The organism is Citrobacter sp. H12-3-2 (assembly GCF_009649895.1).
In the GTDB taxonomy this organism is placed as follows: Bacteria; Pseudomonadota; Gammaproteobacteria; order Enterobacterales; family Enterobacteriaceae; genus Citrobacter; species Citrobacter portucalensis.
This window is the reverse complement of sequence record NZ_CP045837.1, coordinates 4213658-4234361: the sequence shown is the minus strand read 5'-3', so window position 1 is coordinate 4234361 and position 20704 is coordinate 4213658. Positions and strand designations below refer to the sequence as shown.

At 52.5% G+C, this 20704-nt stretch carries 16 protein-coding genes; 7 read left to right on the top strand and 9 right to left on the bottom strand.

Annotated features, from left to right (window positions below; translation table 11 throughout):
- Nucleotides 1–16 precede the first annotated feature (16 nt).
- Entirely contained in the window at nucleotides 17–943 is a 927-nt protein-coding gene (locus GHC22_RS20140) for a LysR family transcriptional regulator (protein ID WP_003845596.1), read from the bottom strand.
- A 219-nt stretch (nucleotides 944–1162) separates the two neighbouring features.
- On the opposite strand from GHC22_RS20140, the gene GHC22_RS20135 reads away from it, so the two are divergent.
- Entirely contained in the window at nucleotides 1163–2395 is a 1233-nt protein-coding gene (locus GHC22_RS20135; RefSeq protein WP_153753790.1) for a dicarboxylate/amino acid:cation symporter, read from the top strand.
- 30 nt (nucleotides 2396–2425) lie between these two features.
- On the top strand, nucleotides 2426–3616 hold the full coding sequence (gene metC, locus GHC22_RS20130) for a cystathionine beta-lyase (RefSeq protein ID WP_032942294.1): 1191 nt from the start codon (nucleotides 2426–2428) through the stop codon (nucleotides 3614–3616).
- A gap of 80 nt (nucleotides 3617–3696) precedes the next feature.
- On the opposite strand, the gene mdtM is transcribed toward metC, so the two are convergent.
- From mdtM to GHC22_RS20115, 3 genes are all read right to left on the bottom strand, one after another.
- Nucleotides 3697–4938: a multidrug efflux MFS transporter MdtM gene (gene mdtM / locus GHC22_RS20125; protein ID WP_060682797.1), complete on the bottom strand. Its 1242-nt coding sequence runs from the start codon at nucleotides 4936–4938 to the stop codon at nucleotides 3697–3699.
- 325 nt (nucleotides 4939–5263) lie between these two features.
- Entirely contained in the window at nucleotides 5264–5914 is a 651-nt protein-coding gene (locus tag GHC22_RS20120; protein WP_153753789.1) for a LysE family translocator, read from the bottom strand.
- 48 nt (nucleotides 5915–5962) lie between these two features.
- The gene (locus GHC22_RS20115; protein ID WP_153753788.1) at nucleotides 5963–6778 is read right to left on the bottom strand and encodes an AraC family transcriptional regulator; all 816 of its coding nucleotides are present in this window, start codon (nucleotides 6776–6778) and stop codon (nucleotides 5963–5965) included.
- A 230-nt stretch (nucleotides 6779–7008) separates the two neighbouring features.
- On the opposite strand from GHC22_RS20115, the gene GHC22_RS20110 reads away from it, so the two are divergent.
- Entirely contained in the window at nucleotides 7009–7923 is a 915-nt protein-coding gene (locus GHC22_RS20110) for an Rpn family recombination-promoting nuclease/putative transposase (RefSeq protein ID WP_153753787.1), read from the top strand.
- A gap of 51 nt (nucleotides 7924–7974) precedes the next feature.
- Here the strand turns inward: GHC22_RS20110 and GHC22_RS20105 are convergent, their stop codons facing one another.
- A complete protein-coding gene (locus GHC22_RS20105; RefSeq protein ID WP_057067041.1) occupies nucleotides 7975–9387 on the bottom strand; it encodes a PLP-dependent aminotransferase family protein in 1413 nt (470 codons plus the stop codon).
- Nucleotides 9388–9564: 177 nt separating this feature from the next.
- Between GHC22_RS20105 and GHC22_RS20100 the strand changes: the two genes are divergently transcribed.
- The 4 genes from GHC22_RS20100 (at nucleotide 9565) to GHC22_RS20085 (ending at nucleotide 12468) form a co-directional block, all read left to right on the top strand.
- Nucleotides 9565–9729 carry a DUF1127 domain-containing protein gene (locus GHC22_RS20100; RefSeq protein ID WP_003019180.1) on the top strand — a complete coding sequence of 55 codons (165 nt, stop codon included), beginning with the start codon at nucleotides 9565–9567 and terminating at the stop codon, nucleotides 9727–9729.
- Nucleotides 9730–9875: 146 nt separating this feature from the next.
- Nucleotides 9876–10340, top strand: coding sequence for a MarR family winged helix-turn-helix transcriptional regulator (locus tag GHC22_RS20095; RefSeq protein WP_008786106.1), 465 nt, complete (start codon nucleotides 9876–9878; stop codon nucleotides 10338–10340).
- A gap of 6 nt (nucleotides 10341–10346) precedes the next feature.
- On the top strand, nucleotides 10347–11414 hold the full coding sequence (locus tag GHC22_RS20090) for an HlyD family secretion protein (RefSeq protein ID WP_060682793.1): 1068 nt from the start codon (nucleotides 10347–10349) through the stop codon (nucleotides 11412–11414).
- Entirely contained in the window at nucleotides 11404–12468 is a 1065-nt protein-coding gene (locus tag GHC22_RS20085; RefSeq protein WP_153753786.1) for a DUF2955 domain-containing protein, read from the top strand. The genes GHC22_RS20090 and GHC22_RS20085 overlap by 11 nt, the downstream gene beginning before the upstream one ends.
- 174 nt (nucleotides 12469–12642) lie before the next feature.
- Here GHC22_RS20085 and GHC22_RS20080 read toward each other — a convergent pair whose 3' ends face one another.
- The 4 genes from GHC22_RS20080 to GHC22_RS20065 form a co-directional block, all read right to left on the bottom strand.
- Nucleotides 12643–13566 carry a DUF5655 domain-containing protein gene (locus tag GHC22_RS20080; RefSeq protein ID WP_153753785.1) on the bottom strand — a complete coding sequence of 308 codons (924 nt, stop codon included), beginning with the start codon at nucleotides 13564–13566 and terminating at the stop codon, nucleotides 12643–12645.
- Between the two features lie 69 nt (nucleotides 13567–13635).
- Nucleotides 13636–16893 (bottom strand): type I restriction endonuclease subunit R, encoded by a 3258-nt coding sequence (locus tag GHC22_RS20075; RefSeq protein ID WP_153753784.1) that lies wholly within the window; start codon nucleotides 16891–16893, stop codon nucleotides 13636–13638.
- A complete protein-coding gene (locus GHC22_RS20070) occupies nucleotides 16890–18200 on the bottom strand; it encodes a restriction endonuclease subunit S (RefSeq protein ID WP_153753783.1) in 1311 nt (436 codons plus the stop codon). Before GHC22_RS20070 ends, GHC22_RS20075 begins: the two co-directional genes overlap by 4 nt.
- Entirely contained in the window at nucleotides 18200–20545 is a 2346-nt protein-coding gene (locus tag GHC22_RS20065) for a class I SAM-dependent DNA methyltransferase (protein ID WP_153753782.1), read from the bottom strand. Before GHC22_RS20065 ends, GHC22_RS20070 begins: the two co-directional genes overlap by 1 nt.
- Between the last annotated feature and the right edge of the window lie 159 nt (nucleotides 20546–20704).

Here is a 20704-nt window from a genome sequence, read left to right as displayed (position 1 = left end):
TTCAGGTGGGCTGGGCTTACTCCGGGATCCAGTTGTCCCAGGCGGGCAAGGGGCCGAGTTCCGCCACCAGAAAATCGATAAACGATCGCACCTTAGGATTGCTGTACTTGCTGGGAAAGTACAGCGCATACAGGGCGTGAGTTTCACAGGTGATAGTGCCGTCAAGCATCAGCGGCGTTATCTCTTCTTTTTGAATATGATCGCCAATCAGATAGGTGGGCAAATACGCCACTCCCTGATCTTCTAACACTGACTTCAGCAATACCAGACTGCTGTTGGCCTGGATCGGCATATGCAGTTTCAACTGATGCAGACGATCCTGTTCATCCGCCACCTTGAGCACCGGTGTGAGGCCGGGATAAACCAGACAATCATGATCCACCAGATCGCTTCGACGCTGGGGCATGCCTTTTTTGGCGAGGTAGCCGGGTGAGGCACAGTACGCCCAGCGAACAGGCACCAGCTTGCGCATCGCATAGTTTTGCGGCGGTGCGGTGGAGATGCGCAGGGCGATGTCGAAATCTGTTTCGTTCAGATTCACAAAGTTATCGTTGAGATCGATATACAGATTTACATCCGGGAACTGGGAGCGATATTTATCCACCAGGTTCACCAGCCGGGAATAACCAAACGCAATTGAGCAGGTTATGCGTAATTCACCCTGCGGGCTGTGGTAATAACCGGAAGTGGTATTCAGCGTTTCATCGAATTCTTTCAAAAGCTTATTAGCGCGGTTGAAGAGATATTGCCCGGCGTCGGTCAGGGTAATACTGCGGGTGGTGCGTTTAATTAATGTCGTGCCCAGCGTGTCTTCCATCGCAGCCAGACTTTTGCTGACCGCAGACGGCGATACGTTGAGCTGCGCCGCGGCTTCTGACAATCCTCCGCAGTCGACGATTTTAGTAAAAAACTCCAGATGCTTGAGTGAAATCGGCGTACTCATAGTTTCCTTTAATTCACAAGTGATTTGCAAAAACGGTACGAATAGGCCGTTACATTCGCGTTTTAAACATGCAACTATTGAATCACAGGAAACAACTTGCTGGCAAAATGAAAAAATAACAACTTAGGTGAGTTACGTCACAAAATAAAAGGAGGCGAAACGGAAACTCATCACATTGTGAATTTAATCTCATTAATTATTATTCTAAAGGTACCGATTATGTGGTCACGACTCGAACCCTACAAATCGTCGATTATTTTATTAGTTGCTCTGGTGATTGGTGGCTTATTAGGTATTTATGCCCCATCGTTTGCAAGTAAACTCCAGCCAATAGGTCAGATATTCTTAAACCTGCTATTTATGATTATTGTGCCGCTGGTGGGTATCAGCGTTATGTCTTCGATCGCCAGTATGACCGACCTGAAAAGGCTGGGACGCATTATGGCGATTATCTTTATTGTTTCGATCGCCATGGCCTTTATTCCAGCCGCCGGGATCGTCGCGCTGGCGCTCTGGTATAACCCGGCGCAGGGCGTCACTATCGATCTCTCGCAGTCGGTGCAGGCGGGCAGCGGTAAGATGGATTTTGTCAGTATGATCACCACCAGCGACTTTATCGGACTGTTTTCTAAGTCCAATATTCTGGCGCTGATCGTAATGGCGATCATCGCCGGTGTCGCAATTGGCCAGTCGGATCAGGCCGGTAAACGTATTGCGTCGCTGCTGGAAGACGCCAATACCGTGATCATGAAGATCGTTTCGATCATTATGAAGGTCGCGCCGATTGGTCTGGGCTGCTACTTCGCCGCCACCATGGCCAGTCAGGACTCTGCACTACTGTTAACCTTTGCCCGCGCCATCGGCCTGTTTATGGTTGCCACGCTGGTCTACTTTGTCTTTGGCTCGATTCTCTATTCGTATATTGGCGGCGGTATTCCGGCGGTCAAAGCCTTCTGGCGTAACGCGATTGAACCGTCTGTGACCGCGCTGGGTACCTGCTCTTCACTGGGGACGCTCCCGGTGACGCTGCGTGCCGGTAAGGCGATGGGGATCAACCCGGAAATCGTTGATGTCTCCATTCCGCTGCTGGTTAACCTCAACAAGGGCGGCGTGGCGATGATTGCCGCGCTAAAAATTGTCTTTATCTATTCCGTATTGGGCATGGAATTCACCACCGAAACCTTCTTCCTGACGATGCTGATTGCGGTGCTCTCCGCCATTATCGTTGGTGGCGTGCCGGGCGGGGCGTTCCTCGGTGAAATCTTTATCGTCACCACGCTGGGCCTGCCGATGGAAGCAATCCCTATGCTGGTGGTGCTGGGCACCATTACCGATGCGCCGGCCACACTGATTAACGTTATCCATGATTTGAATGCGGCGCAGATTGTTGAACGGTTCGCTGGAAAAAAGCAGACCAACACTGAAATAAACTCTACTGCTGCGGTGGTATAGGTTTCACACGGATTAAGAACAGGAGATGTTATGAAAGACGCAATGAAGCTTGAAACGCACCTGGTTGTTGCTGGTCGCGACAAACGCTATACCCAGGGAGCGGTGAATCCGGTTATCCAACGCGCCTCTTCACTGGTATTTGATACCGTGAAGGACAAGAAATTTGCCACCGCCAATCGCGCGAACGGCGAGCTGTTTTATGGTCGTCGCGGAACCTATACCCACTTTGCCTTCCAGAAGGCAATGAGCGAACTGGAGGGCGGCGTTGGCTGCGCGCTGTACCCATGTGGTGCTGCGGCGGTGACCAATGCGATTCTGGCGTTTGTTCAGGGTGGCGATCATATTCTGATGACGGGTGCGGCCTATGAACCAACCCAGGATTTTTGCAATAAGATCCTGAGTAAATTCAACGTGGAAACAACGTATTACGATCCGCTGATTGGTGCAGGTATCGTCGATCTTCTGCGTCCGGAAACAAAGGTTGTATTCCTTGAGTCACCAAGTTCTATCACCATGGAAGTCCAGGACGTGCCGGGGATGGTGAAGGCTATCCGCGCGGTGAATCCGGAGATTGTCATTATGATCGACAACACCTGGGCGGCGGGCGTGCTGTTCAAAGCGCTGGATTATGGCGTGGATATTTCCATTCAGGCGGGAACGAAGTACACCATCGGCCATTCGGACGCCATGCTGGGCACGGCGGTGTCGAACGCCCGTTGTTGGGATCGTTTACGCGAAAACTCCTATCTGATGGGGCAAACGCTGGATGCCGATACGGCCTACAACGGCAGCCGCGGATTGCGCACCCTGGCGGTACGCCTTAAGCAGCATCAGGAGAGCAGCATCCATATTGCCCGCTGGCTGTCGGCAAGGCCGGAAGTGGCACGGGTGAATCATCCGGCATTACCGGAATGTCCGGGCCATGAGTATTTTCAGCGTGATTTTATCGGAAGCTCAGGCCTGTTCTCGTTTGTGCTGAAAAAGAGACTGACCGACGAACAGATGGCGAATTTCCTCGATAACTTCTCGCTGTTCCATATGGCCTATTCGTGGGGCGGATTTGAGTCGCTCATTCTGGCGAACCAGCCGGAAGAGCTGAACAGCATTCGTCCGGCTGGAGAGGTAGATTTCAGCGGCACGCTGGTCAGGGTGCATATCGGCCTTGAGGATATCGACGACCTGATTGCCGATCTGGACGCGGGATTTGCACGCATTGCGTAAGGTGAGGTGACCGTAGCCGGAAGCGGCGCTAGCGCCTTATCCGGCCTACATAGTTGTCGTAGGCCGGATAAGCGGGCAGGTTAGTTTTCAGTGGCTAACGTCGTTGCCTCATGCTGGCGTACCCGTTTGAGTAAGCCTGCCAGCGTGAACACGACAGCTATCCCTGCCGCAACCGCCAGCAGATGAAACGAAATCCTGCCGCCGTTAAACCATAGCCAGCGTCCAATTTCGACAGAAACCGCCATCACCGTCAGGATCACCATATTCAGCGACGCCGAGACCGTTCCTTTAGGTAAATTGTTGGAAAACAGCGTAAAGCGGAACAGCGTCGGGAAGATCATCCCAATACCAAACGCATACAGGCTGGTCCCCAGCACCGACCACAGCCAGACGTGCGGCCACAGTAAATTGCCGACAATCAGCACCGCCAGCCCGCTCAGCTGTATAGGTGCGGCCCGCCAGATGAAGCGCGGTCGGGTCGGATCTTTCACGAAACGAACCACCACCATATTGGCGACGATCACTGCGCCGAACACCGGGGCCTGTGCCCAGGCAAACTCCGATGTGGTCATGCCGCCAGCATCGATCAGAATAACCGGTGAGACCGCCACCCAGCTCATCATCGGGATATAGCTTAACGACAGCGTGGCTGCGCCAAACAGGAACACCCGGTTACGGAAAACGTCGCGGAAATCACGCACTACGCCGCGGGCACTGAACGGCACCGCGCCGCGCTGGACGGTTTCCGGCATGGCTAACATTAACCCAATCAGGGCGATAAACCCCATGACGGCAATGATGGCAAACAGGATCTTCCAGTGTACAAAGTGCATCAGCGCGGCCCCGGAGAGCGGGCCGATAACCGGTGCAACCAACACAATGGAAGTGATGATCGCCATTAACTTAATGGCCTTCGTTTGCCCAAACGCCTCCTGCACCGTGACATAGCCAACGGTCGCGATAAAGCAGATGCTGGTACCCTGCACAAATCGGGCTACCAGAAACTGCGTCATTGAGGTAGTGAACAGCGTGGCAGCACAGGCGAGGGTAAAGATTAACGCCCCCGCTATCAGCACGGGTCGACGGCCAATTCGGTCGGAAAGCGGCCCCAGCAGCCATTGCAGCGCCATGCCGCCCGCCAGATAGAGGCTCACCGCAGCGGGTGCCAGGCTAACATCGGCGTTGAAATCACGCACCACATTGATGATGCCTGGCTGGATTAGGTCCGTCGACAGATAGGCGGCGAAGTCATATAAAATCAATGCGACAGGAAAAAATAGCGTTGTGGCGCGTTGGGAGAAAAACGCGAGAATCCGTTGCATAAAACAGCTCCTTGTCGGGAGAAAACCCTCAACGGGAATAGCGAAATTCAATACCGTCTTTGAGACGTCAGACCGATGACAGAAAAAAAGCAGACTGCAAATGTACTGAATTTCATGTAATCAAAAACGCTGTCTGCGCGAAGCGCAAACAGAAGATACGCTCACTGACGCGGGGTCAGAAAACGTAACGATTACAGGTAACAATCAGCACATCGCACCTCAGGAAGAGTAAGTTGAACGGGTATTAACCATCCGCAGTTTAATGCGGATTGGATATTAATTAAACGAGTTTATCCGGTTTATGTGCAGAAAATCGCCCTGCAAATCAGACTACGATGCTCTGCAAAAACCGCAGAGCGATGGCACAACCGAAGATAATCAATACACCGCCAGCGATACGTTCTACCCATAATATCCCTCTGGATAACCGTCGCTGGATCTGCGGTAAACCGATGAACATCACGATCAGCAGATCCCAGCACAGCACTATGCTGGTCATCCAGATCCCGCTCATGGTTTGTTGCAGCAGCGTCACCGACGGGCCGAGCAGGGCGGTCATTAGCGCCAGATAGAACAGCGCATTTTTTGGGTTGAGCAGTGACGAACCCAATCCCAGTAGTATCTGTTTGCCAAATCCTGGACAGGTAGACTGGGCGTCTGTTCCGGTCAGCGTTTGCGGGCGGCTGCGTACCAGCAGGCTGCCAATCCACAATAAATAGAGCACGCCCAGCAGCTCAATAACCGTAAACAACAGGGGAAGCTGGCGCAGGATCCCCCAACCGATAATTGCCAGCAGGACATACAGCCCGTTGCCGAAAGCGATCCCCACGCACAACCCGGCGCTGCCGCGCATCCGGTATCGTGCGGCGTAACCGACCAGTAAAAAGAAGTCCGGCCCGGGGCTAAGCAATGCGACGAAATGCGCCAGCGCCAGCGCGGGAAAAGCAGAAGGAAAAAGTACAGAAAGCAGCGACATAGCGACCTCAGAGAATGAATCTGAGATCACCGTACGCCTGACGCAGCGCTAATTATTGTCTGATATTGATCGTCCCAACGCGTACTGGCGCGGTGTGGCGGCGGTGTAGCGAACAAAGGTGCGATGGAAATGGCTCTGGTCGGCAAACCCGCTCTGGTAGCCGACATCGGCAATTTCGTCTCCGGCCCGCAGCCGCTGGCGAGCATAGTCAATCCGTATGATGTTCAGATAACTTCCTGGCGTCAGCCCGGTGTCCTGCTTAAAGGTACGGATCAGCGTCTCTTTACGCATATGACACTCATGTGCCAGCTCATCGAGTGAGGGCGGCGCGAGCAGGCTGGACTGCAACCGTTCGCGCAGATACTGGCTGGTGGCGCTTAGGTTTTCTGGTGTGACCGACTGCAACGGCAGCGTGTGCAGCAATGCTTGTGCGGCATCCGTTATTTGCGCGGTTTGGCGTTGCGGCATGAGCGCCACAAGGTGCATATAACGCTGGAATAATTGCGCATCGCGGATAACGGGGGCAGGCGTGCAAAGCCGCTTATTGGTGTTCTGTGCAGGCAGATTAGCAAGACACCACTGGGTATCAAGATAAAGCATATGATAGCTGCGAAACTGTCCGTTAACAGGATTACAGCTGTGAGGTGCCAGCGGCGGTATCACAATCAGATCGCCCACCTGCAGATGGTATTCCTCGCCATCGCACAGACAGCACGTTTCCCCCTTGAGAATTGCCCCAATCGAGAGCTGAGAGTGGTGATGCCGCTTATAGGCCTGCTGGCTCTGCCAGGTGCTGCGCAGTTCCAGCCACGGCAACTGCTCATCACGCCAGAACGATTGTGGAATATCTCGGGTATGCGTCACATCGTGTCCTCCATGAAAGTGATGATTTGTTATAGCACAGGCCGGGCGGTGATAAAGTGGGAATGCGCATTGAGATGGCGATTCTGCGTGACGTGTTCCAGACAAATGCAGACGTTACATAAGGGCGTTGTTATCCCGGAAATCGCCTCGCAAAGAGAGAAAGTTGCAGGTGAGGATGTGGTTTTCCGGCGCTACAGTCATGGCATCTTATTTTCAGGTGAAGGATCGCCATGAACAAAGCTTCCACTTCAACACCGCATGATGCGGTTTTTAAAACATTTTTACGTCACCCTGAGACTGCACGGGATTTTCTGCAAATACATCTTCCCGCTTCGCTGCGCGAGCTTTGCGATCTTCAGACGCTTAAACTCGAGTCAGACAGTTTTATCGAAGAGAATTTACGTGCGTACTATTCCGATGTGCTGTGGTCGGTGAAAACGACGGATGGGGATGGATATATTTATGTAGTGATTGAACACCAAAGCACACCGGATGCGCATATGGCATTCAGACTGATGCGCTATGCGGTAGCGGCCATGCAGAAACATTTAGATGCCGGGCATCAGCAGTTGCCGCTGGTAGTGCCGATGCTGTTTTATCACGGCGCTAAAAGCCCGTACCCTTATTCGCTGTGCTGGCTGGATGAGTTTGCCAACCCGAAGCTGGCTCGTCAGCTGTATGCTGCGGCGTTTCCATTGGTGGATATTACGGTTATTCCGGATGACGAAATTGTGCAGCATCGACGTATGGCGCTGCTGGAGTTAATCCAAAAACATATCCGTCAACGCGATCTTATGGGATTGGTCGAGCAAATTGTTTCCCTGCTACTTACCGGACTGACTAATGACAGCCAGATAAAGACGCTGTTTAATTATATTTTACGAACTGGCGATGCACCTCGATTCAGTGAGTTTATTCGCGGGGTTGCCGAACGTTCACCGCAGCACAAGGAGCAATTGATGACGATCGCGGACAGATTACATGAGGCAGGACTACAAAAAGGCAGGCTGGAAGGGCTTCGAGAGGGGCGACGTGATGAGGCACTGCGTATTGCCCGCACCATGCTGGCAGATGGCATCGATATCAGCACGGTACAAAAAATCACCCGACTTTCCGCTGAAGATATTCAGGGTTTAAGCCATTAGATATAGCTTAAACTGCCTAATTGCCTGCCCGGAAGCGCCGGGCAGCTCGATCTACTCTATTGCCGTTTTTACCGCCTCTCCGAGCTTCTGCATTACTTCCCGATGCTTGTCGTTTGGCGGCAATGCGCAGTTGATGCGCACACAGTTGCGATACTTCCCCGATGCGGAGAACAGAGAACCCGGTGCAACCTGGATTTTGAGGCGACAGAGCTGCTTAGCGACACAGACCATATCGACCTGGAGCGGCAGCTCGACCCACAGCATAAAGCCGCCTTTCGGTCGGGTGACGCAGATCCCGCAGGGGAAGTATTCCCGTACCCAGCAGGTGTAGATCTCCATATTGCGCTGATAAATCTGGCGCATACGCCGGATATGCCGATGATAATGACCTTCGCGCACAAAGGTCGCCGCCGCCAGTTGCGTAGCGGGAACGTTAGTGCCGATGACGGCGTACTTCATGTGCAGCAGTTTGTTGTAATAACGACCGGGCACCACCCAACCCACGCGCAGACCGGGGGCGACGGATTTGGTAAACGAACTGCAGAGTATTACGCGGCCGTCGCTGTCCCAGGAGTGGATCGTGCGCGGGCGCGGGTACTCTGTGGCCAGCTCGCCATACACATCGTCTTCAAAAATGACGATGTCGTGACGCTGGGCGAGGGCGAGCACCGCCCGTTTACGCGCATCCGGCATAATGAATCCGAGCGGGTTGTTGCAGTTGGGAACCAGCAGCACACCTTTGATCGGCCACTGATCCAGCGCCAGCTCCAGCGCTTCAATGCTGATCCCGGTATCCGGATCGGTTGGGATCTCAATCACCTTGATCCCTAGGCCGCGCAGTAGCTGCATCGTGCCGTAGTAGGCCGGTGATTCAACGGCGACAATATCTCCGGGCTGACAGACCGTCAGCAGCGCCAGCGACATTCCGCTCTGACTGCCGCTGGTGATCACAATATCATCTGCATTAACCACCGAACCGCCGTCCAGCATCAGCCGTGCAATCTGTTGACGCAATTCCAGGCAGCCAGGTAATTCATCGTAACCCAGCACCGCCTTGAGATTATGCTGTGCCACGCGGCTTAGCTCGCGCCACAGCGGCTTCAGGCTGGGTTGATTAATATCGGGCACGCCGCTGCTAAACGGGATTATCGATTTGTCCGCATGACCTGCCAGCATATCCAGCACCTGATTCCACTGGGTTATTTCGACCGGACGCTGTACCGGACGCGACATCGGTGGCACGGGTGGCTGCGCTTTTTGTGGCGCGACAAAATAACCAGAACGTGGTTGGGGCGTGATCAGCTGGCGCTGTTCCAGCGTCTGATACGCCTGCTGGACGGTGCTGATGCTGACCCCATGCTCCTGGCTCAGGCTGCGTACCGAGGGCAGTTTTTCGCCATGGCGATACAGCCCCTGCTCAATGCGTTCGGCCAGCAGATTGGCCAGATGTTGGTAACGCGTCATGCTGTATCCCTCATGGGTACCATACAGATTAAAAAATCAGTACAGATTGGCGTGAAAAAAGCGATGCAGAACTCTTTTTAACCAATCTGTATGTTAAATAAAAGTACTTTGTGAGTCTGTATTGTTTTAGGCCAGATCCGTGAAGATAAAGCCTCTGGCAAGGTGGGGAGGCAAGGTATGGAATTTCACGAGAATAAAGCAAAACAGCCGTTTATTGGGTTTGTACTGATCTGGCGGGCATACAAGGCGTGGCGGCTGCGAGCGCAAACACGGCGCCTATTGCAACAGATGAGCGATGAGCGGCTGCGGGACGTCGGGCTGCGACGCGATCAGGTGGAGTGATTTTCTTTCATCGACAGAGGCTGGGGGTTATCGCCCCGCCTCTTTTACATTCACGATATTTATCAATTCATGCTTCTGGTTAGTCTGTTTCTTGATACTTATCCTGATAAGTATTATTTTCTCTTCAGCGATGAGAGGAAAGTAAGATGACTGAAGATGAACTGTTTGCCCGCCGCCCGATGGGGATGCGCATGGCAATGGTGGTGCGCCAGTGGCGGGCCATTATTGATGCTGCCATCACCGATACTGGCCTGACGCAGTCCAGCTGGACGGTACTGATGCAACTGTATCAACTGGGAGACAACGTCTCAGTCAGTGAACTGGCACAAATGCAGGGCATCGAACTGCCGCCGCTGATGCGCACCCTCTCGCAGCTGGAAAAGCAGGGCTATCTGCTGCGTTCCACATCGCCTTATGACAAACGCATCCGCCTGCTGGCGCTGACCGCGCAAGGCCGCGCAAGGCTGGACGAACTCAACCGGGTGATAGAGACATACCAACATCGCGTCACCTGCACCATCCCTGAGGCGGAACTCGCTTCCTTCAGCGCCACGCTCAATCAAATCGCCTGCAATCTGCGGACAATCCGCGAAGAAGATAACAAGATCTAAAAAACTATGATGACCCCAGAACAAAAATTTGCCCGTTGGGTAAGGGTGAGTATTGCCGCTTTCCTGGTAATATTCGCCTGGTTTATCGTTGCCGATATCTGGATCCCGCTGACGCCGGACTCCACGGTGATGCGCGTGGTAACGCCTGTTTCCTCACGCGTTTCCGGCTACGTCTCGCAGGTGCATGTACACAATAATAGCCAGGTGAAGAAGGGCGATTTGCTGTACGAACTGGATCCGACGCCATTTATCAATAAGGTCGAGGCTGCGCAAATTGCCCTTGAGCAGGCGAAGCTGAGTAACCAACAGCTGGATGCGCAGATCGCCTCTGCCCGCGCCAACCTGCGCACCGCGCAATTCAACGCCCGCAACGATAAGACCACCTTAGACCGCTATCAGCGCCTGAGCGCCATGCAGAATGTGTCGCAATCCGATCTCGACAAGGTGCGTACTGCCTGGCAAACCAGCGAGCAGTCGGTGGCGGCGCTGAATGCCAGTATTCAGAACCTGCTGATCCAGCGCGGAGAGCGCGATGACAAACGTAACGTAACGCTGCAAAAATACCGTAACACACTGGAAGAGGCGCAGCTGAACCTCGGCTGGAGCAAAGTATATGCCCAGACCGACGGCACGGTGAGTAACCTCCAGCTTAGCCCAGGACTTTACGCCACTGCCGCCACGCCGCTACTGGCGCTGGTCAGCCATCAGACCGATATCGTGGCCGACTTTCGCGAGAAAAGCCTGCGCCACACTCGCGTGAATACCGATGCTGCCGTGGTGTTCGATGCCTTGCCGGGCAAGGTTTTCTCTGCCCGCGTCACCAGCAGCGATGCCGGTATTCTGGCGGGCCAGGAACAGGTTAATGGCCAGTTGTCGCAACCGGAACAGTCCACCCGTTGGGTGCGCGATGCCCAGCGTATGCGTATTCACGTCGCGCTGAACGAACCGCTCGACACGCCGTTACCGACCGGGGCGCGCGCTACGGTACAGCTGTATAACAGCGAGGGGATGTTCGCCCGCACCTTTGCCGGGGCGCAGATCCATCTCGTTAGCTGGCTGCATTATGTCTATTAACACGCTGGCCCACGTCTTTACGCCGCACGGGAATATTGTCTACACCGCCAATGATTTTCGCCAGACCCTGCGTATCTCCGTTGCCGGGACAATCGCGCTGAGTATCTCGACCTTCTACAACGTGCAGTACGGCGTGTTCTTTGTGGTTTATCCGCTGATGCTGCTGTCGCTGGTACCGGTATTCAACCGCCATGTGGCAACACAGTTCGTGTTCAGCGCGGCGGTGAACTGTGTCGAAATGGTGCTGATTGTAGGCTATCTTTCACAGTGGCCGCTGGTTATGACACTGGTGGTGTTCGGCCTGTATGTGATGCGTTTTCGTTTTATGAGCAAAGGACCGTTGTTTCTGCTCGGTTCGATGGGCGTGGTGTGCCAGAGTACGATGCTCAACTTTATGAGCTATCCCACCACCAACTGGCATACGCTGATGTTCTCCAATATGGAAGCCTGCGTCATGGCGGTGGCGCTGAGCGCGCTGCTGCATTATCTGATCCCGGACGTGGAACCCCGCCAGCCACCACCGCGCATTGAGAAAGATGCCGCCCGGGTGCGCCATGAATCGCTGCTTTCCGGCACGGTGGCGACGATGATTTTTGTGGTCTTCCAGATCTGCGATTTGAGTGATTCGCTGTCGGCGCTGATGGCCGGCATTTTGATCCTGTTTCCGATGCACTACCGCGGCGCGGTGATCAGCTCGATTTGGCGCGTGGTCGGCGTGGTGCTGGCCTGCCTGTATATTCTGCTGGTACAGCTGCTTATCTATGATTTCAGCAACCATATGGTGCTGATGATGCCGCTGATTGGCCTCGGGCTGGCGTTCAGCGCCCGCCTGCACGTAATGGAAAAAGTCGGGGCAGGCGTGGGGTTTGCCAGTATCACTACCATCGGCATTATGTTTGGCCAGAACCTGCACCCGGATCAGGACCTGGTATTCAGCGATCTGTACCGTATCACCTCCGTCACCGTCGCGCTGGTGGTAACGCTCACCATGGTATTTCTGGTGCACCGGGTTTTGAACTGCTTTGCCGCGACGCGGTTTGTGATTACCGAGTGAGTGGGGGCAAGTGCCGGATGGCGGCTGCGCCTTATCCGGCCTACGGGAAAGTGCCATTTGTAGGCCCGGTAAGCGTAGCGCCACCGGGCATCAGAACAATATTGCCTGTGTCCGAGGCTTGGCCTATCTGGTGAAAACGGGCGTTCAATGTGGCGATGTATTGGGTAAAGTCGTTTAATTTTCCTGATATGCTTTCTCAACCAAAAGCTTAGCTTTATCAAGATCGTATTCATTACGAATGATGAGTTCCACATCACCAGTTCCCCAATGACCAATATTGGTCACATCCCGACTAAATCCCTCTTCAAACTGGACATGTTGCGGGCTTATCTTCAGCCATAGGCGAAGGTGGGGATCGGTTATTGGGTAAACCGCAACGCACAGGAAGTTACGGATACGACGGAAGGCATCGTAGAGTTTTAACTCTTTATATTGGACTTCATCGCCAAGCGACAGCACATAGCTTTTTAGGTGCTCGTGGAGTGAAAGTAGTGCTGGAGAAGCAGAAGATAGCTGTTCGCGCTGTGTGCGGGTATGACGCTTCCCATTGCTGCTGGCTGGGATGTCCTGCACGTCGTGCTGAGGGCTATTTTCTACTACGGCATTCACCAGTTCCAGCATCAACAGGTCGCTGGAAAATAGCTTGTAGCGAATCAGACTGATATTACGGTTAATTTGCTGAACAGCATGTTCATCGTATTTATTGAAATCAGCAGCAATACAGATTAATCGCGTGCCTGACCAATCGATGGCTTCGGCCGTAGTTTTACCCATTTTCTCCATCACCCGCCAGCGAAATTCCGCTTTGTGGTCGAGTAGCCAGTCGAGATAAAATAGGCCCTGATTGATCACGTTTTCATTGCTATGTCGTTTATATTCGATAATAACCGGACAGCTATTTTCATCGAGACCTAATGTATCAATCCGGCCACGGTGTGTTTTACCCGTACTGTATTCAGTGTCGAGAAACCTAACGCCAAGAAAGGTTTCCATATGTGATTCAATCAGCCTTTGCAGATCTTTTTCGACAGCCGCGGCCTTGCCCGGTAGTTCTTGTACTCTTCCGGCGCAGTGGCGGAACAGTTGTATATCGCTCATGGATCCTTCCTGTTATTTTCCTGCATATGCTATCGCTTACTCGCGAACGGCTTGCACATTATAAACACCTTATGCAGGCAACGCGAAATGACCCGCCGCCATATCAAACATCAGGCGGGCAAAGCCCTTAGCGCACAGCGGGTTCGATAAATACTGCAGCATAAATTCTTGTCGCGCTTCGTCGCTGTCCATCACCGCGTCGTCCACCGCTTTGAAAAAATCGCCTAATATCGCCTGTTCGGGACTGTTATTCCTGATTTGTTTCATCACGGTTTCATTCTCAGTGATTTTATTAAACACGGTCATTGCGCTGCTGAGCATATCTTTATCCGTCAGATGGTCGGTGATAAACAGCTCATTCATGCGCGACAAAATATGCGACAGAAATTCCTCTTTCTTGTCTTTTGGTTTTGCCGTACCCACGTCGTTGCTGGGATCGAGCGTATATTCCGCAGCATCTTCCTGTAGCTTCAAATGCTGTTCGTGGATCTTCGATAAGCGGTAGTGGCTCATCTCCACGTTACTGAGATCGATCTCGTCTTCCTCCAGCCGCTGTTCGTGCAACAAAGGTCGTAGATGGCGGGCGAATAGGCTGAGTTTTTCCAGATCTTTATCATCGTATTCGACGATCTGCGACATAAACTCGTAAAAACGCACAAAACTGCCGAGATCCTTCTTGAAAATTTCCAGCCGATCTTTTTCCTGCTTACAGGCTTTAAAGCTGTTTTCGGCATTGGTGATCAGCACCACATCACCGGTTTTTTTGGTTCTTTCGAACATCTCTTTGGCGGTCAGATATGCGTCGATAGCGAGGGCGTAGCGCTTCTGCCAGCGCTCAACGGCCGGGCGGCAGATATTACTGATGGCGGCGTTGGATTTGTTTTTCGTAAAAAACGCGTCGCAGAACTGATCCACCTCGTTCCACTGGAAAATCTGGCTGGCACGTAGTTTCTCAAACAGATCAAATACCTGCTGGGGGTCGCTGACGTCGGTCAGCTCGGCGGTCTGATAGTAGGGCTGGAAAGCATCCAGAATATCCTGCGGATCGTTATAAAAATCGAGCACAAAAGTGCCGGACTCCGCTTTGCCCGGATAGGTACGATTCAGGCGCGAAAGCGTCTGCACGCACTCGACGCCACCGAGCGCTTTATCGACATACATGGCGCACAGCTTAGGCTGGTCAAAACCGGTCTGGAACTTATTGGCGACCAGCATTACCTGGTAATCATCGCTGTCGAACGCTTTACGCATATCCCGGCCTTTCAGCCCCGGATTCATGTTTGCTTCTGTGAACTTCTGGTTCAGTAATGCTTCGCTGTTATGGTCGCTCTCCTGAAACTCGACTTCGCCGGAAAACGCCACCATGGCGCTGATTTTTGCATAACGGTTTTCGGCGATGTATTTATCAAATGCCAGCTTGTAGCGTACCGCTGCTTTGCGTGAACTGGTGACCACCATTGCTTTCGCCTGCCCGCCGAGCAGATTCATCACATGCTTGCGAAAGTGCTCGACGATCACTTTCACCTTCTGCGAGACGTTGTAATCGTGCAGCGTCACCCATTGGTTTAGCCTGACCTTGGCCCGGTTGCTGTCCACTTCGCGGTCTTTATCTTCCAGCTTTTGCAGCAGCTGATACGCCACTTTATAGCTGGTGTAGTTTTTCAGTACATCGAGAATAAAGCCTTCCTCGATGGCCTGACGCATGGTGTATACGTGGAATGCCGCTGGTTTGTTGGTGGCCGATGCCGGTTCGCCTGGGTGCGGGAGGCGACCAAAAAGCTCCAGCGTTTTGGCCTTCGGCGTAGCGGTGAACGCGTAATAGTTCAGATTGCCGCTGTTGCGACGCGCGACAAGGGTGGCGTTGAGGCTGTCTTCTGACGACAGCACCGTGTCGTCATCCCGCTCTTCGCTCATCAGCACTTCTTTTAGCTGCCGTGCCGTGGATCCACTTTGCGACGAGTGGGCTTCATCGGCAATCACCGCGTATTTACGCTGCTTCAGGCTGACGCTGTTTTCAATCGCTTTCAGCACGAACGGGAAGGTCTGGATGGTGACGATAATAATCGGCTGCGAGTGTTCCAGCGCGCTGGCCAGCTTTTCCGACTTGGAGCCATCACCCTCTTTATTATTGATGCGCCCGACCACGCCGTCGGCATGTTCAAACTGGTAAATGGTGTCCTGCAGCTGATCGTCGAGCACCGTGCGATCGGTAACCACAATGACCGAGTGAAACAGCTTCTCGCCGCTGTCATCATACAGGCGAGAAAGCTGGTGCGCAGTCCAGGCAATGGAGTTCGATTTGCCGGAACCGGCGCTGTGCTGGATCAGATATTTGTTGCCGGTCCCCTCGAACGACGCGGCCTGTAGCAGTTTGTTGACCACATCCCACTGGTGATAGCGCGGGAAGATCAGACTCTCTTTTTTGTACTTCTGCCCGTTCCAGTCCTCTTTCTCTTCGATTTGCAGATGTACGAAGTTGGCAAGGATTTTCAGCAGGTTATCCGGCTGCAGCACTTCGTTCCACAGATAGTCGGTCGCATAGCGGCCCGCGTCTTCCGGGATGTCATTGCCCGCGCCGCCTACTTTGGTGCCTTTGTTGAACGGCAGGAAGAAGGTGTCGTCGCCCGCGAGTTTGGTCGCCATATAGACGTCGAACTGGCTGACGGCGAAGTGCACCAGCGCCCCGCGCTTAAAGGTCAGCAGCGGCTCTGGCTTATTGGTGAGCGGATCTTTCGGCAGCCGGGTTTTCTTATACTGCGTGATGGCGTTCTGCACCGCCTGCTTAAACTCGGATTTCAATTCCAGCGTGGCAACCGGCAGACCGTTGATAAATAGCACCAGATCGATACGCCAGCGTTTGGCCTTCAGATCGTTTTCTTGGGTCGCACTGGCGTATGGACTGTAGACCAGCTCCGGCACGATCCGGCAGAGATTCTGCCGATAGCGCGCGAGAGTGTCCGGGTTGAGCGTATGTTCCGGTTTAAACTGGCAGAGAAAAAAGCGCGCGTTGCGTATCTTCAGACCATGACGCAGTACGCCGAGCGTACCCCAGCTGCGCGAGAGCATATCGGTGGCGTTGATGTCGGCTTTTTGCAGTTGAGTGACCAGGTTATCGAGAAAATGACGTTCGGTGTCGTTGGGGTAAACCTTCGCAAACTTTTCCCACTCCTGCGGCTGGGTGGTTTGCACGAATTGCAGCGTGTCCTGAACGTAGAGCGCACGTTCGCGATCGTAGCCGTCGCTTTTGCCGACAACCCAGCCGTTAGCGGCCATCTGGTTGATGATGTCGTTTTGCAGGTTTATCTCGCGAGTGATGTCGGGAGTCATACGGCGACCTCCGCTTCGGCTGCGGTTTGCTCGTCTGGAGCGCGCCAGTTGCGGACGTCGATTTTACCGGTGACGGCGGCGGAGATAAGGGCGGTGCGGCGTTCTTTGAGGAGGGCGATTTGCTGGAGTTGTTTTTCGATTAGGATGTCGATTTTGATGATTCTTTTATCAATGAAAGTGACGATACTCTCTTGTTCTATTTTCGATGGTATTAGCAGTGGTAATCTACGAAAATCTTCAAATTTCATTGATTGTCTCAGGCCTCCGCCCATGCCATAAAACACTTTAAAAATATCATAGGTATGAAGTAGGTAATATGAAAATGATGGTGTTATAGCGTGTTTTACGCTAAGCTTTAAATAAGCCGGTGTAATAATTCCACTCTGGGTCACTAGTCCAACCCGTAAACTATTTTTATCATTTTGTAAGTCAGTTAGCCTTAGTATTATATCTCCATCTTTTACTATCTGATAAGTGTTAAATGAGTCAGGTAATAATCCGAAATTTGTATCAGTTTTTCTTTTTATAATATTGCCATAACTTAATGAAAGTACATTATTTTCTAAACCATCAGTGTTTTTTTCGGTAGAAGCTGAACATATGGCATACGTTGGTTTAACTTCCCATGACGAGGGGATAGAATCCAACCACTCAATACCTGAATCTTTCATCGGCACATCAGGATTTAGCCCTTTGGTTACAGCATGGCTAATCACTGCCTGACGTTTTTCTTTTAATAGTTCAATAAGCTGTTGTTGTTTCTCTATAAGGTTATCGATTTTTGCAGTTTCATGATTGAGAAAACTCGCAATTTGTTCGCTTTCAAGAAATTGAATTTCTGGGAGTAGTATATTTTTCATTTCTGAAGAGTTAGTACTCCACAAATCTGCAACGATCCCTTTCCCGTAACGATAAAATTCCTCTTGAAACTGACGACTCCTGAGTAGGTAATGTGCGAATCTTGGGTTAATACTCTTTGGGCGCATGACAATACTAATTAAGGATACCGAGCCGTTAAATCGGGATATACCAGCTGACCCCTTTCTGTCAGAACGGCTATTTATCACAAAGTCATCTTTTAAAACTAATTTACGGTTATCTCCAGCTTCAGTTTTCGCAGCTGTATCTAGTTGAGGAACTATACCTTGCATAGTAACCGATAAAGCAGGGTAATCTTTATCACTAACCTTTACTCTTCGTTCTTCAAAGAACTGACCCAAACGTTTAATATTCCAATGAGCTGGTATTTCCCCTAACCACTCCACCCCAGAATTCCTATACTCCGAATACGCCTTATACTTAGCCATCAGGAGTGTACCTCCCGCAGCAGCTGCATAATCTCGGCACTTACCGCATCTAAATCAGCATCAATTTCCTCCAGCGATCGCGGCGGCGTATACACATAAAAATGACGATTAAACGGGATCTCATAGCCGACAATGCCGATCTCGCCGTCAATCGCATCGCGCTTATCGGCGTTGATCCACGCGTCGGGGACATGCGGCAACACTTCCGCTTTAACGTAGCCCTCGATCAAATCGCTGGTGGAAACGGCGGGGTAGAGCGGTACGTTCTCGTTATCACGCAGCTCGCCGTCCTGCTCAAACTCCACCACCTGCCCGCGATAGGCAAACGCGCCGTACAGCGGCTGGGCGTCTTCTTTTAATACCTTCTTCACCACCGGCGCGGCGTCCGGGTTTTTGCGGGTTACCGCGTCGATAAACTGCTTGTTCTCTTTGGCATCCAGCTTCACGCCAGCGGTTTTAAGCGCGCTTTTTAAGTCAATCTGGAACTGATTGAAGTCATCGCTGATATGGGAAATACCGCCGAGTCTGTCGCCAAATGCTGCCTGGATATGCCGGGCTTTTTCCATCAACTCGCGCTGGGCCAGCCACAGCTTGCCGTCGAGCAGATCTTTGATTTGTTTCTCTTTCAGCTCGGCAAACTCGGCTTTGATTATGGCGCGGGCTTCGGCTTCTAACGCAGAGAAATCACCGTAACTATCTGTCTGCCAGTGGGCGGCAAATGCGTCAAACAGGCATTCCATCGGCGCGTTAAACGGCTTCGGCGCAAAGCGTAATGCGGCAATGGCCTCATCGGTAATTTGTGCCGACAGGCGCAGCGGGCGCTCAATGGTCAGGCGGCGATAGCCAAAATCGGTGCTGTTGAAGATCTTACTGGCGAAGGTTTTCGGCGCTTCGCTTTTCGCGGTTGCAGACTGACGACCGCGGCTGGATTTTTGCTCCGGCGCTTTCTCCAGCCCCAGTGCTTCCAGCGTGGTGGTCTCTATTGCTTCAAAATCGCCAAAGGTTTGGGTGATGAGCCGGATATCGTCTTCCCCCATCAGGTTACGCTTTGAACCCAGCGACTTGCGCATTTTGCCGCACAGGTTGCTGCCATCAATGAGCTGGACTTTGCCTTTGCGCTCTGGCGCTTTCTTGTTGGAGAGGATCCACACGTAGGTGGCGATGCCGGTGTTGTAGAACATATCCGTTGGCAGGGCGATGATGCCTTCCAGCAGATCGGCTTCGAGGATGTAACGGCGGATTTCGCTTTCGCCGCTGCCCGCGCCGCCGGTAAACAGTGGGGAGCCGTTGAGGATGATGCCGATGCGCCCGCCGCCGCTATGGGCGTCGCGCATTTTGCTGATCAAATGCAGCAGGAACAGCAACGATCCATCGGAGACGCGCGGCAGGCCGGGGCCAAAGCGTCCGTCAAAACCTTTCTGTGCGTGCTCGTCGCCGATCTCGCCTTCGATCTTTTTCCAGTCCACGCCGAACGGTGGGTTGGAGAGCATGTAATCGAATTTCTCGGCGGGCAACTGATCGTTTGAAAGCGTATTGCCGAGTTTGATGCGGCTGACATCCTGGCCTTTAATCAGCATGTCTGCTTTACAGATGGCGTATGACTCCGGGTTTAGCTCCTGGCCAAAAGCGCGCATCACCGCATTAGGGTTCAGCTCGTGCAGATATTCCATCCCGGAGGAGAGAAAGCCGCCAGTGCCCGCCGTTGGGTCGTAGATGGTGCGAATAATACCGTCTTTGGTGAGCGCGTCGTCGTCGCCGATGAATACCAGCGAAGTGGTCAGGCGTACGATATCACGTGGGGTAAAGTGCTCACCGGCTGTCTCATTCGAACCTTCCGCAAAACGGCGGATTAACTCTTCAAACACCAGTCCCATATCATGGTTGGAAATGGCGCTCGGGCTTAAATCTGCATTCGAGAACTTTTGTACCACTTTATACAGCAGGTTGGCCTCTTCCAGTTGACCCACAAACTCGTTGAACTTGAAGTGGTCGAAAATCTCACGGGCATCGGTTGAAAAGGATTGAACGTACTTTTCCAGGTTGGCTTTGATGCCGTTTTGCCCCATCTTGCTGAGATCCATCGGTGAGGTGTTAAAGAACGTCAGGCCATCTGCGGCGCGCAGGAGCATCTTCTCTTGCGCTTCTTCCGGCAAATTGAGTGCTTTAATTTTTTCTGCCTGAGCAAGTACGGCCTCTTTGCTGTCTTCGAGTACACACTCCAGTCGGCGCAGCAGGGTAAAGGGGAGAATAATGCGGCCATACTGTGATTGTTTAAAATCGCCGCGCAGCAGGTCGGCGACCGACCAAAGAAAAGCGGCCGTCTGGGTGAAATTTCCTGATGTCATAAATACTTTCCTGGCCTCTGTGATGAGGCTTACTTTTTCTTCGGGTAGATAGTCTCCTTTTTACCAGAAATTTGTAAGTTGATCATTTATAACGAGTTTTTATAATTTCTAGTGATCATTTATCACTAAAGATCATTTTAATGAATGTTTATAGGAGAG